Genomic DNA, 13,135 nt, shown 5'->3' with positions numbered 1-13,135 from the left:
AAAAAATAAAACTCCGCTGAATGAAAAGCGGAGTTTATACGATAATATACATCTGGATGATGGCCAGCCCTACAACTCCGGGGATGCCGAGGATCCCGGAAATCGAGGAAGTGACCAGATTGATGGGAACATGTACGCCAAACTGGCTTCCAAAAGCATTTAAAAAGAATAAGAACAAAGCGCCTATCAATACTTTCATACAAAGCTGCCCAACAAATTTTGCCGGTTTAAACGGCGTCCCCGCTGCCAGCAGAAACACGATCAAGCTGCTTATAACAGCAATAACTACAACCGGGCTCATCTGCTCCCCCCTTTTAGGATATGTTGATCCTTATTAAAGAGGATATGAGGGTTGTCTACCTTTTTATGACGACTTTTCTATTTTTTGCTTCCCTGAAGAAGAAAAAGTACTTGGCTTCAGCAATCTTGGAGAGATAATTGATTTCATATGAGTTTTCAATACTCAAATCCTCCAGTGCCCTTTGTGAAATCCAATCTTTTTTTGCATCTTCCAATGAATGAAGCAGAGCATTATCATATTCTTTTCTCAGCTTACCTTTTTTTTGAAAGAACATAGAAACTTTCCACTCCCGATCTACACATCTCTTCTTCCTTCCAATGCTTTGGAAAGGGTGACCTCATCGGCGTACTCCAAATCCCCGCCTACCGGCAGGCCATGAGCGATTCTTGTGACCCGGATGCCCGATGGTTTCAGCAGTCTCGATATATACATCGCTGTCGCTTCGCCTTCGATATTCGGGTTGGTAGCCAGTATAACTTCTTCTATTTGTTCATCCTGCAGTCTTTTTAAAAGGTCAGGAACATTGATGTCTTCCGGGCCGATGCCGTCCATCGGGGATATTGCTCCATGCAGGACATGGTAAAGCCCATTGTATTCTTTCATTTTCTCCATGGCGATGACATCTTTCGGATCCTGGACGACACACACAATGCTCCGATCCCGTCTTGTATCTTCGCAGATATAACAAGGATCCTGATCTGTTATATGTCCGCAGACCGAACAGTATGTCAACTTGCGTTTAGCGTTCACCAGTGCTTTTGCAAATTCCAGGACTGTGTCCTCTTTCATGCCTAAAACAAAAAACGCCAGACGGGCCGCGGTTTTCGGCCCGATTCCCGGCAGTTTCATGAAGCTGTCAATGAGCTTCGATATTGGTTCAGGATAATGCATATAAAAAGCCTCCTAGAACATTCCCGGCAGGTTCATCCCTTTAGTGAATTGTCCCATAGTAGAATTAGTCAGTTCATCCGCTTGCTTCAAAGCATCATTCGTAGCAGCGAGCACAAGGTCCTGGAGCATTTCGATATCTTCCGGGTCTACTACTTCTTCCTTGATGTTCACTTCAAGCACTTCTTTGTGGCCGGATACAATTACAGTCACCATTCCGCCCCCAGCAGTTCCTTCCAGCCTCTTTTCACCAAGCTCCTCTTGAGCCTTCGCCATTTGCTTTTGCATCTTTTGCATTTGTTTCATCATACCTTGCATATTTCCCATTCCACGCATAGTAAAAAACCTCCAATTAAAGTTTTAATCTTTTATTTCTATTAGATCTTCCCCTACAAGCTTTTTCGCTTCTGCGATAAGTGGATCTTCTTCCACTTCTTCGCTTGCAGCAGAATCCGGATCATCGGTTCTTTGATGCTTAATGAATTCTTCTCTTACACTCTGCCATTGGTTCTCAGGGATGCCGATCGGCTGATAATCGGTTCCGGTCAGCTGCCCCATAATGGAGCCCAGCGCTTCTGTAAATCCGGCATTTTCCATCGCCATTTGACAGTGGATATCATACTTGAATTTCAGAACAAAAGACTTTGAGTTGGCTGCAACAGGCTCAGCATCATTGAGCAGTGCTGCTTGAGAGCGCATCTGCCGTTGATTGAGGATCTCGAGCATTTCACCCCAGCGGCTTTTGAGAAGATTGAGATCCTCTTTCGTCGCAGTTTTCAATACTTCCTGAACCATACCGGTTGGAGCCTTGAAGCCCTTCCGCGAAGAAGAAGCCCTTTTCTTCGGGGCCGCCTGAGCAGATTCCTGCTGCACAGGCACTCCTGTGGCCTTAAGTTGCTTCAGTTCATTTTCCAGGTTCTGTACCTTTTGAAGAAGCTGCCCTATCTCTGGTGCAGAGGATGCACTGCTTTCGACCTCGATCTGACATAACTTCACGATGGACACTTCAATATAAATACGGGCATGGTTGGTGAATTTCATTTCCTGCTGTGCTTCATTAAGTATATCAATAAATTTGTAAATGTGCTGAGGTGAAACCCTTTCCGCGAGCTCCTTGAAATCTTCATCCAGCATGACCCGTTCCAGGGATTCTTCCAGGTTCGGCGCTGTCTGATGCAGCAGCATATCCCGGAAATACAGGACAAGGTCTTCCGTCAGCCTTGCCGGATCCTTCCCTTGGAACAGCAGTTCCTCCAGGGCTTGAAGCGCATCTGCCACCTGATTCTCAAAGATTGCTTTTGCCAATCTATTAAGATAGACCTGGGACACCGCCCCTGTTACGGTCAGAGCATCATCCACCGTCACCTTGCCCTGGCTGAAGGAAATCGCCTGATCAAGAAGGCTGAGGGCATCGCGCATTCCGCCTTCTGCCGCCCGGGCGACTACATGAAGTGCCTTTTCTTCATATTGTACACCTGATTCATCGGCAATATGAGTCATCCTCCCGACAATATCCCTTGCTGTGATCCTCTTGAAGTCAAATCGCTGGCATCTCGAAATGATGGTCAGGGGGATTTTGTGAGGTTCAGTCGTCGCCAGGATGAAGATGACGTGCTTCGGAGGTTCTTCAAGAGTCTTCAATAATGCATTGAAGGCACCGATTGAAAGCATGTGAACTTCATCTATAATATAGACCTTATAAGAGACGACATTAGGTGCATATTTGACTTTGTCCCTTATGTCACGGATTTCCTCCACTCCATTGTTGGAAGCAGCATCGATTTCAATGACATCCGGGATGGAACCGTCTGTGATTCCCAGGCAGGAATTACATTCATTGCATGGCTCTGCAACTGGTGCCTTCTCACAGTTGACTGCCTTGGCAAGAATCTTGGCAGCACTCGTTTTGCCTGTTCCCCTCGGACCTGAAAACAGATAGGCATGGGAGGTTTTTTGCTGGAGGAGGGCATTTTGCAGTGTCTTTGTTACATGCTGCTGCCCGACTACATCTATGAACTGCTGCGGCCGCCAGACTCTGTATAAAGCTTGATAACTCAAAATGTGCTCCTCCTCTTATATGTATTATTAATAGATGTGGTAAACATGCTTCGCGCCGTATTTAATAAATATATTCTCATCTATCTATTATAACTTATGTGAATTTAGTTGTACAAAGTCTGTTTTACTATAATTCATTTTTTATGAAGGCTGCTTACGGCGCAGGCAGCCCTCTTTCGAAATCCCATTTTTTCCTGCATTGATATCAACTATCACCCGTAATGCAAGGAGAGAGCTGTCAACTTCATATGAATTAAGGTTCCATCAAGTAAAGTTTAAGAAAAGAGCCCCTATAAATTCTTCGCCATGCAAAAAACTCACCCTGAAAGGATGAGTTTTATTATAAGTATTAAACTGCCGTGCACCTTCCGTCGACATGCATCCATAAGCGTTACTCAAGCAGTTAGCTCGGCCCAGGCAACCCTGCGGCACATGGGAGAGTCCACTTAATGCTGCTTCCTTCCGGACCTGACATGATTCATGGATTCCCATTGCGCAGGACCCGGGCGTCAACACCACTTACTTGAGGCAGGCCTTACAGAGTGCAAGCCTCAGGAAGGGATTCAGCCTCGCTGGAGCGGATTGCGAGTACAGGGCACCGCTACCTCCCCGCCTAGCACGGCAAAATTGATACCATATTTGGTTGCGCCATGTCCGACGCAAATATTAGTATACTAGCTCTTACGGAAAAAAGCAATGGGTTAGCCATTGTCAATTCCTGTATGATGTTCCACTTCTGCTTTCCTCCGGTTCTTTTCTTCTTTCTTCTTTTCACGAAGGCCTCGGAAGAAACTCGTGAGCAGCCCGCCGCACTCTTCTTGCAGCACACCTGGAATCACTTCGCATTGGTGATTGAAGCGTTCATCTTCCAGCAAGTTCATCAACGTTCCGGCACAACCCGCTTTGGGGTCCGGCGCTCCAAAAACCACAGTTTTGACCCTCGATAAGAGTATTGCCCCTGAACACATAGGGCATGGCTCCAGTGTTACATAGAGCTCAGCATTTTCAAGCCGCCATGTACCTGCCTTCTCGCAGGCTTTCTCAATGGCAAGAAGTTCTGCATGGGTCACCGCATTCTGAGTCGTTTCCCTCAGGTTGTGGCCGGATGCAATCACTTCCCCATCCATGACGATCACAGCCCCAATCGGAACCTCCATTTTCTCTTCAGCTTTTTTTGCCTCCTCAAGGGCAAGCCTCATAAAATATTCATGTTTGGTCTCCACCTGAATAACTCCTAACCGTAAAAAGATCTATGATTTGGATAAAACCTTCCGCCGCATCCAACACTATTCAAAAAGGAGGCAGCCTATGAATGCACTCAAAGGGAACACCGCTCTATTGATAATAGATATCCTGAATCCATTCGATTTTGAACATGGCCGGACACTCGCCAGCCGCACACAACAAATCGTTAAGCCGCTGAAATCGCTCCGCAATACCTGCCGGCAGCTTCATATCCCTGTCATTTATATTAATGACCATTATAACCTTTGGCAGGCCGATTTGAAAAAAATTTATGAAAAATGTCTGAACGAACTCAGCCAGCCTGTCATAGAAGCTTTAAAACCAGGGCAGGACGATTATTTCCTGATTAAGCCTAAGCATTCTGCTTTCTACGGTACTGCCCTCAACACACTTCTTCACTCTTTAGAAGTAAAGACACTCATCCTATCGGGTATCGCAGGGAACATCTGTGTGCTGTTCACGGCGAACGATGCCTACATGAGAGAATTCAATTTAATCATTCCGGAAGACTGCCTTGCGTCGGTCAGTAAAGACGACAACCGGTATGCCCTGGAAATGATGAAGAATGTGCTGAAAGCCGATATTCTCCATTCCGGGGATATCTTTTAAATGCAAATAACCCTTGATCATCATACTTCCCTCTTTTCACGCATACATTTCTTACAGTGAAAAGTTAAAGGGAGGGCAAGTTATGCAAATTCATGTAGTACAACCCAGCCAATCGCTATTTGGGATTGCTCAAACATACAATTCTACCGTTGAAGATATTGTGGAAGCAAATGATCTTCCTAATCCTGATAACCTGGTCGTTGGCCAGACACTGGTCATTCCCATCGTCGGACTGTTTTACTTTGTCCAGCCCGGTGACAGCCTGTGGTCTATTGGCAGAAGGTTCGGGATTTCCTATCAAGAACTGGCGCAAATCAATGGGATCTCGGTCAATCAGCCATTACAAACAGGATTTCGTTTGTATATCCCGGAACGTCCAAAAAGAGATGGGGAATTCAATGCTTATGTCGAACCGTATGGAACAACTGTGCAGCCGAATTTAGAAGAAAGCGCACGGGAGGCTGCTCCTTACCTTACTTACCTTGCTCCATTTGATTTCGAAGCCAAACGTGATGGCACACTGAAGGAGCCTCCGCTCGGTAATCTTTTGGAAATCGGCCGTGCTAACGGCAATGTATTGATGATGGCCATCACCAATCAGGAGGAAGGACAATTCAGTGATGAAGTCGGAAGGATCCTCCTGAATGATATGAATATCCAGGATAAGTTTCTGGAGAATGTTGTGTCTACAGCCAAGAAGTACGGTTTCCGTGACATCCACTTTGATTTTGAATATCTGCGGCCGCAGGATCGCGAAGCGTATAACCGTTTCCTCCGCAAAGCAAAGAATCGATTCAACCAGGAAGGATGGCTCCTTTCAACTGCTCTCGCTCCAAAGACGAGTGCCGGACAAAAAGGAAAATGGTATGAAGCCCACGATTATAAGGCGCATGGAGAAATCGTGGATTTTGTTGTCATCATGACTTATGAATGGGGTTACAGCGGCGGCCCGCCAATGGCTGTGTCACCCATAGGTCCGGTAAGGGATGTGCTTGAGTATGCAATCAGTGAAATGCCGTCTTCCAAGATCATGATGGGACAGAACTTGTATGGCTACGACTGGACACTCCCGTTTAAACAGGGTGATACCGCTAAAGCCGTGAGCCCGCAAAGAGCCATTGAAATCGCCGCGCAATATAATGTTCCCATTGAATATGATGAAAAAGCCCAGGCACCATTTTTCGAGTATCAAGATGAAGAAGGGAATCAGCACCGGGTTTGGTTTGAAGATGCCCGTTCCATCCAGGCTAAATTTGATTTGATGAAGGAACTTAACCTCCGTGGTATGAGCTATTGGAAGCTTGGACTTCCTTTTCCGCAAAACTGGCTGTTGATCACAGATAATTTCAATGTAGTCAAGCGATAATGCTGAAAGCCGTCTGCCTGATCCTCCAGGCAGACGGCTGTTTTTAATTTTTTCCTTCCCATAAAAATTCCACCCGGCCTGCTGCATATTGTGATAAAATAACACATGTCGTCATTTGACGAGTACATGTCGAATATGAATCCATAATGTCGGAAAAGGAGGACATTGTATGGGAAGCGTTCCATTCATAACGGTCGAAGGACCGATTGGAGTAGGAAAAACTTCTTTGGCAAAAGCCATCTCAGATCATTTCAATTATCATCTATTAAAAGAGATTGTTGATGAAAATCCATTTTTAGATAAATTTTATGACAACATAGATGAATGGAGCTTTCAAACTGAAATGTTTTTCTTATGCAACCGCTATAAGCAGCTGGAAGATATTGAAACACATTTCATTTCTCAGGACAAGCCAGTCGTCGCTGATTATCATATTTTAAAAAATCTCATCTTTGCCGAGAGAACTTTAAAAAATAAACAATTTGATAAATATTTAAACATTTATCAAATACTAACAGAAGATATGCCGGTACCGAATGTCGTCATTTATTTGAATGCGAGCCTGGATACACTTCTTCAGCGGATCGCCATGAGAGGCAGAGACTTTGAAAAGAAAATCAGCCCTCTTTATTTAGAACAGCTTTCCATGGACTATGAACGCCACATGCAGCAGTTCGAAAGTAAATACAGCAACATCCCGGTCCTCCGTTTTAACGGGGACGAAATGGATTTTGTGAAAAATCAGGATGATTTGGCCTCTATTATAGATATTTTGGATCAAACATTGAAAAAAGGAGCCACTTTAACATGAATCTACGGACAAAATACGGGATCCCGGGCAATTCCGTCATCACAATTGCCGGAACCGTCGGAGTCGGCAAATCGACGATGACCAATGGACTTGCGAGAGCACTTGGATTCCGCACATCCTTTGAAAAGGTCGATACCAACCCATACCTGGACAAATTCTATGATGATTTCAAAAGCTGGAGCTTCCACCTTCAAGTGTATTTCCTCGCTGAACGATTTAAAGAGCAGAAGAAGATTTTCGAATATGGCGGCGGCTTCATTCAGGATCGTTCCATTTATGAGGACACTGGTATCTTTGCCAAAATGCACTATGAAAAAGGAAACATGTCTGCTATTGACTATGACACTTACAAAAGTCTTTTCGACGCCATGGTGATGACACCCTATTTCCCTCACCCCGATCTCCTTATCTATCTGGAAGGATCCATTGATGATGTGGTTGACCGGATAAGGGAAAGAGGACGCCCGATGGAACAGCAGACCCCGGTTGAGTACTGGGAAGAAATGCATGTCCGCTATGAAAATTGGATCGATTCCTTTAATGCATGTCCTGTGCTTCGATTGAATATCAATGATTACGATTTAGTAAATGACCAAAGCTCAATAGAACCGATCATTGAACGGATCGGTTATTTCATTGAACAGACGAGATTATTGAAATCATAAATAAAAAGATGGACGAGCTCTTGCTTGTCCATCTTTTTTGAATTTAGTTATTTGTTTAATAAGAAAAAACCGCTGCGAGGGGCAGCGGTTTTCATATCTCCAATATTTATGCGCTATGGTTAATTTAAAATCAATGGCGGAGGAAGAGGGATTCGAACCCCCGCGGGCTTTAACACCCCTGTCGGTTTTCAAGACCGATCCCTTCAGCCGGACTTGGGTATTCCTCCGTATCGACAAGAATTATAATATCATGGACAAGTCTTGTAAGTCAACATTTTTTTAAGGTTTTTTCAAAAACTTTATTCTAAGATAATATCGAGCGAAAAAGTCTTTTTCCGCTCGATATACAATCTTCATTATCTTGGCTTAATGACTTCCAAACCGCCCATATAAGGTCTCAGCACTTCAGGGATGATAATGCTGCCGTCTTCCTGCTGATAGTTCTCCAGGATGGCAGCTACCGTACGGCCGAGTGCCAGTCCAGAGCCATTCAATGTATGGACATGCTCCGGCTTGGCTCCTGTTTCACGGCGGAAGCGGATATTCGCACGGCGAGCCTGGAATGCTTCAAAGTTACTGCAAGAAGAGATTTCACGATAGGTATCGTAGCTTGGAATCCAAACTTCTATATCGTACTTCTTAGCGGCTGTGAAGCCCAGATCGGCAGTACACATAGACATCACCCTGTATGGCAGGTTCAATAACTGAAGCACCTTCTCAGCATGGCCTGTCAATTTTTCCAACTCATCATAAGATTCTTCCGGACGTACAAAGCGGACAAGCTCAACCTTATTGAATTGGTGCTGGCGGATCAGCCCTCGTGTATCACGGCCAGCAGATCCCGCTTCAGAACGGAAGCAGGCACTGAATGCTGTATAGGCAATCGGAAGCTCATCGTTCGTCAGGATTTCATCACGATGGTAATTCGTCACCGGCACTTCTGCAGTAGGTATAAGGAAGTAATCCTCACTTTCAATCAGGAATGCATCTTCTTCAAACTTAGGAAGCTGGCCGGTTCCCGTCATGCTTTCACGGTTAACCATATATGGAGGCAGCATTTCTTCATAGCCGTGCTCATCCATATGAAGATCCATCATAAAGTTGATCAATGCACGTTCCAGTCTTGCCCCCAACCCTTTATAAAAGACGAAGCGGCTTCCTGTTACCTTACTTGCTCTTTCAAAATCAAGGATTCCAAGGTCTGTGGCCAAATCCCAGTGAGGCTTGGGTTCAAAATCAAAAGACCTGACTTCCCCCCACTTGCGGTCTTCCACGTTATCATCCTCTGTAGCACCAACCGGTACGCTTTCATGAGGGATATTAGGGATAGACAACATCAGGCGGTCAAGACTGCCTTCAACCTCTTTCAATTCTTCATCAAGCTTTTTGATCATGACGCCGACTTCGCGCATTTCTACAATAAGGTTATCAGCATTTTCTTTGTTCTTTTTCATTTGAGCAATCTTCTGGGATACCTCGTTACGCTGGCTTTTCAAGTTCTCCGTTTCAACAAGAAGTTCCCTTCTTCTTACATCCAGTTCCTCAAATTTTTCAAAGTCGCTTAAATCTTCTCCGCGGTCTTGAAGACGGTTCTTCATTTCTTCAAAATTCGCTCTCAAATATTTGATATCAAGCATTGCCATTTCCTCCTTTTAATCTGCTCACATCGTTATAAATCTGTTTCTTGGAAAATACAAAAAACCCCCATCCCATAAAAGGGACGGAGGTTCCGCGTTGCCACCCTGATTGAAAATAGTACAGGACTACTTTCCTCTTAAGTAATATAACGGTTCTCACCGAAAGCACCTACTGACATTCGTGTGTTCAGTACTTTACTCAAGGATGGATTCATGGGATACTTCCATCGGTTCTCACCAGCCACCGACTCTCTGAAGAAAGCAGTCCGCATTACTATTTCCTCTCAACGATTTCGAGCGATTAAGTTTGTATAATAAGTTACTACAATTGTTTCCATATTGCAATAGGTTTATGCCATTTGTTTATCTTTCGATTCCTCGACCATTTTGATGAAATAACCTGTAAGACGATTATCGGAAGTCAATTCCGGATGGAAAGAGCAGCCAAGGAATTGTCCTTCACGTGCAAGGACGATTCGGCCATCATGCTTTGCAAGGATTTCGACATTCTCCCCTGCGTCAACTATATGAGGAGCACGGATGAATACAGCATTGTACCCTTCCCCTACATGGGCAATATCAAGATCCACCTCAAAGCTCTCACGCTGACGGCCAAAGGAATTCCTCTCCACTGTAACATCCATTACACCAAGGTGGGGTTCCTCATATCCGACAATCTTTTTAGCCAAAAGAATCAGACCGGCACATGTACCGAAAACAGGTTTCCCCTGTGCGATGAATTCCTTCATCGGTTCCATGAAGTCATAAAGATCGATCAAACGGCGCATTGTTGTGCTTTCCCCTCCAGGGAATATCAGCCCGTCAATCCCTTCAAGCTGAGTCGCTTTCTTCACGACTACGGCTTCAGCACCATTATCCTGAATGGCGCGGACATGTTCTCTGACAGCTCCCTGAAGGCCTAATACTCCGATGGTAACCATTATTACCAGCCGCGTTCTTGCATGCGGGTTTCAGGAGTAAGTGAAGAGATTTCAATCCCCTTCATCGCGATGCCAAGGTTCTTGGATAGCTTTGCAATAAGTTCATAATCTTCGTAGTGTGTAGTCGCTTCCACGATGGCTCTCGCGAAACGTTCAGGGTTGTCTGATTTGAAGATACCAGATCCAACGAACACTCCGTCCGCGCCAAGCTGCATCATGAGGGCTGCATCGGCAGGTGTCGCAATTCCGCCGGCAGCAAAGTTAACAACCGGTAAACGGCCGTTTTCTTTGATTTCTAAAAGAAGTTCATATGGAGCGCCAAGCAGTTTTGCTTCTGTCATGATTTCATCCGTGTTCATGTTCACAAGCTTGCGTACTTGTGCATTTACCTGTCTCATATGGCGGACAGCTTCAACAATGTTGCCTGTACCGGGCTCACCTTTTGTACGAAGCATGGAAGCCCCTTCACCGATACGGCGGGCTGCTTCCCCTAAGTCACGGCATCCGCAAACGAATGGCACTGTGTAATCTCTTTTGTTCAAGTGATACTCTTCATCTGCAGGAGTCAATACTTCACTCTCATCGATATAGTCTACACCCATGGCTTCCAAAATACGCGCTTCTACAATATGGCCGATGCGGGCTTTCGCCATGACAGGGACTGAAACAGCTCCCATTACCTCTTCAACGATACGAGGGTCTGCCATTCTAGCTACACCGCCCGCAGCACGGATGTCAGCTGGAACGCGCTCAAGCGCCATAACAGCAACAGCACCTGCTGCTTCCGCGATCTTCGCTTGCTCGGCATTTACTACGTCCATGATGACGCCGCCTTTTTGCATTTCGGCCATTCCACGTTTTACTACGTCTGTACCCGTCTTCATTTCTATATGTCCCCCTTCATATTCCAATCTATATTTTCAACCAAAAAAACAGTAATATTGTAAGGAAAAATCAACTAACTTAATCAGGAATATATTTTTCCCCCATGCTAAATAAACAACAAAAACCACCTTATGTCAAGACAAGTGGTGGTTTTTGGAGACAAACTCTGAAATTGTTTTTAGTTTTTATTAGAACCAGCCTTTAACTGTGGATGTAACACTGCCCCAGATATCAGAAAAGAATCCTCCGACAGCTCTCATGGACAGTACGAACCAGTTGGCTTTCTCCACTGCCTCCGCTGCTACAACAGGTACCTGCCCTTTTGCAGAAGCTTTATCAGTGATGTAGCCAAGCTCATCGCCGCTTTCAATTGTCAGGTAGCCGACTTTCTCATCTGCTTTAATAGGAGCTGTAAGCTGCTGGTCATCATTTAATTTCTTCTTATCCAGAACCAATTTAGGCTTGAATTCTTTTTCTCCATTCTTCACGACCATTTTCAATGGTTCACTTGTATGGATCGCTACTTCTTTTTCTTTCCCTTTATCAACCGGAAGGACTTTTTTACCTTTCACTTCATAGTTCGCAGGGAAAATTTCTTCTTTTGTAAAGTTGCTGAATGCATAGTTCATCATATTCGCTGTCTGGGCAAAGCGGGCATGATATGGATTCTCTCCCTCATTCGGATGGGCATCCATCACAACTGTAATATAACGGGTGCCGTCCCTTTCAGCTGTTCCTGTAAAACAGTAGCCTGCTAAATCAGTGGTCCCTGTTTTGAGCCCGTCCATGCCTTCGTATTCGTACACCAAGCCTTTCAGCATCCAGTTCCAGTTTTCCATTTGCACTTCATCTTCTGTACCTTCATCAAACTTCATTTTTGAAATGCTTGATGTATCCAATACTTCTGGGTACTCGTTCAGCAAGTGGTAAGCTAATTTAGCTGTATCTTGTGCAGACATCACATTTTCTTCCTCGGCACCCGTGCCTTCAGGACGCATGTCTCCAAGATCAGCATTATTCAAACCAGTTGAATTCACAAATTTATAAGATTCCAGGCCGAGTTCCTCAGCCTTTTCGTTCATCATTTTAATGAAATTGGATTCAGAACCTGCAACGATATTGGCTATTGCCATGGTCGCAGCGTTCGCTGAGTATATAGCCATAGCCTGATACAATTCTTTTACTGTATATTGAGCTTCGGCTCTCAGCGGAACATTACTAAGTCCCGTTTTATGTGAGAGATTTGAAAGCGGTACAGGAATGGTATACTCCTGTTCCCAATCGACTTTTCCTTCTTTTACTGCTTCAAGCAGCAAGTACTCTGTCATCATTTTTGTCATACTGGCAATTCCCAGGGCCGTTTCAGAATTCTTCTCGTAGATGATTTTGCCTGTATCGGCTTCCACGATGATTGCTGCTTCCGCATTGACATTCAGTGCATCTTCAGCATTTGCAGAAATTGCCGGCTGGAAAACTCCTGCTGCTAACACTATGACCAAAAAAGAGACGACAGATTTTTGAAACCATTTTTTCACTTTGTAGCCCTCCATCAATTTATGTAAACACTTTTGTTATTTTATCATATTAGTACTATTTATAATAGATAGAGTATTTTCCTAGTTTAGGTAATTAAAAATAGGACTTCAGAGAAGAAAGTCCTGATTATAAAGCGGAAGCGCCCTGATCAGCCCCGACAGGCAAATGTTCCGAGGAGATAAAAAGGCGCCCT

Annotated in this window: 14 protein-coding genes, 1 tRNA gene, 1 other RNA gene and 1 other annotated feature; of the genes, 4 read left to right on the top strand and 12 right to left on the bottom strand. The window is 44.7% G+C overall.

What is annotated here, in order from left to right; all coding sequences use genetic code 11:
• Positions 1 to 34: 34 nt before the first annotated feature.
• The 7 genes from D3H55_RS23110 to tadA form a co-directional block, all read right to left on the bottom strand.
• On the bottom strand, positions 35 to 301 hold the full coding sequence (locus D3H55_RS23110; RefSeq protein ID WP_119549677.1) for a pro-sigmaK processing inhibitor BofA family protein: 267 nt from the start codon (positions 299 to 301) through the stop codon (positions 35 to 37).
• 55 nt (positions 302 to 356) lie between these two features.
• Complete coding sequence (locus D3H55_RS23105; protein ID WP_119549676.1) at positions 357 to 575, bottom strand: YaaL family protein; 219 nt, start codon at positions 573 to 575, stop codon at positions 357 to 359.
• A 20-nt stretch (positions 576 to 595) separates the two neighbouring features.
• Entirely contained in the window at positions 596 to 1,192 is a 597-nt protein-coding gene (gene recR, locus D3H55_RS23100; protein ID WP_119549675.1) for a recombination mediator RecR, read from the bottom strand.
• Positions 1,193 to 1,204: 12 nt separating this feature from the next.
• The gene (locus D3H55_RS23095) at positions 1,205 to 1,525 is read right to left on the bottom strand and encodes a YbaB/EbfC family nucleoid-associated protein (protein WP_006837681.1); all 321 of its coding nucleotides are present in this window, start codon (positions 1,523 to 1,525) and stop codon (positions 1,205 to 1,207) included.
• Positions 1,526 to 1,549: 24 nt separating this feature from the next.
• The gene (dnaX, locus tag D3H55_RS23090) at positions 1,550 to 3,247 is read right to left on the bottom strand and encodes a DNA polymerase III subunit gamma/tau (RefSeq protein WP_119549674.1); all 1,698 of its coding nucleotides are present in this window, start codon (positions 3,245 to 3,247) and stop codon (positions 1,550 to 1,552) included.
• 357 nt (positions 3,248 to 3,604) lie between these two features.
• Positions 3,605 to 3,869: signal recognition particle sRNA large type (gene ffs, locus D3H55_RS23085), an RNA gene on the bottom strand.
• Between the two features lie 79 nt (positions 3,870 to 3,948).
• A complete protein-coding gene (gene tadA, locus D3H55_RS23080) occupies positions 3,949 to 4,470 on the bottom strand; it encodes a tRNA adenosine(34) deaminase TadA (protein WP_240628762.1) in 522 nt (173 codons plus the stop codon).
• An 85-nt stretch (positions 4,471 to 4,555) separates the two neighbouring features.
• Here tadA and D3H55_RS23075 point away from each other — a divergent pair, with 85 nt between their 5' ends.
• The 4 genes from D3H55_RS23075 (at position 4,556) to D3H55_RS23060 (ending at position 7,943) form a co-directional block, all read left to right on the top strand.
• Positions 4,556 to 5,101 carry a cysteine hydrolase family protein gene (locus tag D3H55_RS23075; protein ID WP_119549673.1) on the top strand — a complete coding sequence of 182 codons (546 nt, stop codon included), beginning with the start codon at positions 4,556 to 4,558 and terminating at the stop codon, positions 5,099 to 5,101.
• Positions 5,102 to 5,183: 82 nt separating this feature from the next.
• Positions 5,184 to 6,467 carry a glycoside hydrolase family 18 protein gene (locus tag D3H55_RS23070; RefSeq protein ID WP_119549672.1) on the top strand — a complete coding sequence of 428 codons (1,284 nt, stop codon included), beginning with the start codon at positions 5,184 to 5,186 and terminating at the stop codon, positions 6,465 to 6,467.
• Positions 6,468 to 6,636: 169 nt separating this feature from the next.
• Positions 6,637 to 7,278, top strand: a complete 642-nt coding sequence (locus D3H55_RS23065) for a deoxynucleoside kinase (RefSeq protein ID WP_119549671.1) — start codon at positions 6,637 to 6,639, stop codon at positions 7,276 to 7,278.
• A complete protein-coding gene (locus D3H55_RS23060) occupies positions 7,275 to 7,943 on the top strand; it encodes a deoxynucleoside kinase (RefSeq protein ID WP_119549670.1) in 669 nt (222 codons plus the stop codon). Before D3H55_RS23065 ends, D3H55_RS23060 begins: the two co-directional genes overlap by 4 nt.
• Positions 7,944 to 8,077: 134 nt before the next feature.
• Here D3H55_RS23060 and D3H55_RS23055 read toward each other — a convergent pair.
• From D3H55_RS23055 to D3H55_RS23035, 5 genes are all read right to left on the bottom strand, one after another.
• Positions 8,078 to 8,170, bottom strand: a tRNA-Ser gene (locus D3H55_RS23055).
• Positions 8,171 to 8,299: 129 nt separating this feature from the next.
• Positions 8,300 to 9,580 carry a serine--tRNA ligase gene (gene serS, locus D3H55_RS23050; RefSeq protein WP_119549669.1) on the bottom strand — a complete coding sequence of 427 codons (1,281 nt, stop codon included), beginning with the start codon at positions 9,578 to 9,580 and terminating at the stop codon, positions 8,300 to 8,302.
• Positions 9,581 to 9,656: 76 nt separating this feature from the next.
• Positions 9,657 to 9,877, bottom strand: a binding site (T-box leader).
• Between the two features lie 53 nt (positions 9,878 to 9,930).
• Positions 9,931 to 10,521, bottom strand: coding sequence for a pyridoxal 5'-phosphate synthase glutaminase subunit PdxT (gene pdxT, locus D3H55_RS23045; RefSeq protein ID WP_119549668.1), 591 nt, complete (start codon positions 10,519 to 10,521; stop codon positions 9,931 to 9,933).
• Between the two features lie 2 nt (positions 10,522 to 10,523).
• Positions 10,524 to 11,405: a pyridoxal 5'-phosphate synthase lyase subunit PdxS gene (pdxS, locus tag D3H55_RS23040; protein ID WP_119549667.1), complete on the bottom strand. Its 882-nt coding sequence runs from the start codon at positions 11,403 to 11,405 to the stop codon at positions 10,524 to 10,526.
• A 189-nt stretch (positions 11,406 to 11,594) separates the two neighbouring features.
• Positions 11,595 to 12,956 (bottom strand): D-alanyl-D-alanine carboxypeptidase family protein, encoded by a 1,362-nt coding sequence (locus D3H55_RS23035; protein ID WP_119549678.1) that lies wholly within the window; start codon positions 12,954 to 12,956, stop codon positions 11,595 to 11,597.
• Positions 12,957 to 13,135: the final 179 nt, after the last annotated feature.

This window comes from Bacillus salacetis (genome assembly GCF_003581585.1).
GTDB lineage: Bacteria > Bacillota > Bacilli > Bacillales > Bacillaceae_B > Rossellomorea > Rossellomorea salacetis.
The sequence above is the reverse complement of the archived record's forward strand: the minus strand, read 5'-3'. Positions and strand labels throughout refer to the sequence as shown.

Excerpts from the sequence above, each read along its gene's own strand:
- D3H55_RS23110 (WP_119549677.1), bottom strand. The coding sequence starts at position 301 with ATGAGCCCGGTTGTAGTTATTGCTGTTATAAGCAGCTTGATCGTGTTT.
- D3H55_RS23105 (WP_119549676.1), bottom strand. The coding sequence starts at position 575 with ATGTTCTTTCAAAAAAAAGGTAAGCTGAGAAAAGAATATGATAATGCT.
- recR (WP_119549675.1), bottom strand. The coding sequence starts at position 1,192 with ATGCATTATCCTGAACCAATATCGAAGCTCATTGACAGCTTCATGAAA.
- D3H55_RS23095 (WP_006837681.1), bottom strand. The coding sequence starts at position 1,525 with ATGCGTGGAATGGGAAATATGCAAGGTATGATGAAACAAATGCAAAAG.
- D3H55_RS23075 (WP_119549673.1), top strand. The coding sequence starts at position 4,556 with ATGAATGCACTCAAAGGGAACACCGCTCTATTGATAATAGATATCCTG.
- D3H55_RS23070 (WP_119549672.1), top strand. The coding sequence starts at position 5,184 with ATGCAAATTCATGTAGTACAACCCAGCCAATCGCTATTTGGGATTGCT.
- D3H55_RS23065 (WP_119549671.1), top strand. The coding sequence starts at position 6,637 with ATGGGAAGCGTTCCATTCATAACGGTCGAAGGACCGATTGGAGTAGGA.
- D3H55_RS23060 (WP_119549670.1), top strand. The coding sequence starts at position 7,275 with ATGAATCTACGGACAAAATACGGGATCCCGGGCAATTCCGTCATCACA.
- serS (WP_119549669.1), bottom strand. The coding sequence starts at position 9,580 with ATGCTTGATATCAAATATTTGAGAGCGAATTTTGAAGAAATGAAGAAC.
- pdxT (WP_119549668.1), bottom strand. The coding sequence starts at position 10,521 with ATGGTTACCATCGGAGTATTAGGCCTTCAGGGAGCTGTCAGAGAACAT.
- pdxS (WP_119549667.1), bottom strand. The coding sequence starts at position 11,405 with ATGAAGACGGGTACAGACGTAGTAAAACGTGGAATGGCCGAAATGCAA.
- D3H55_RS23035 (WP_119549678.1), bottom strand. The coding sequence starts at position 12,956 with ATGGAGGGCTACAAAGTGAAAAAATGGTTTCAAAAATCTGTCGTCTCT.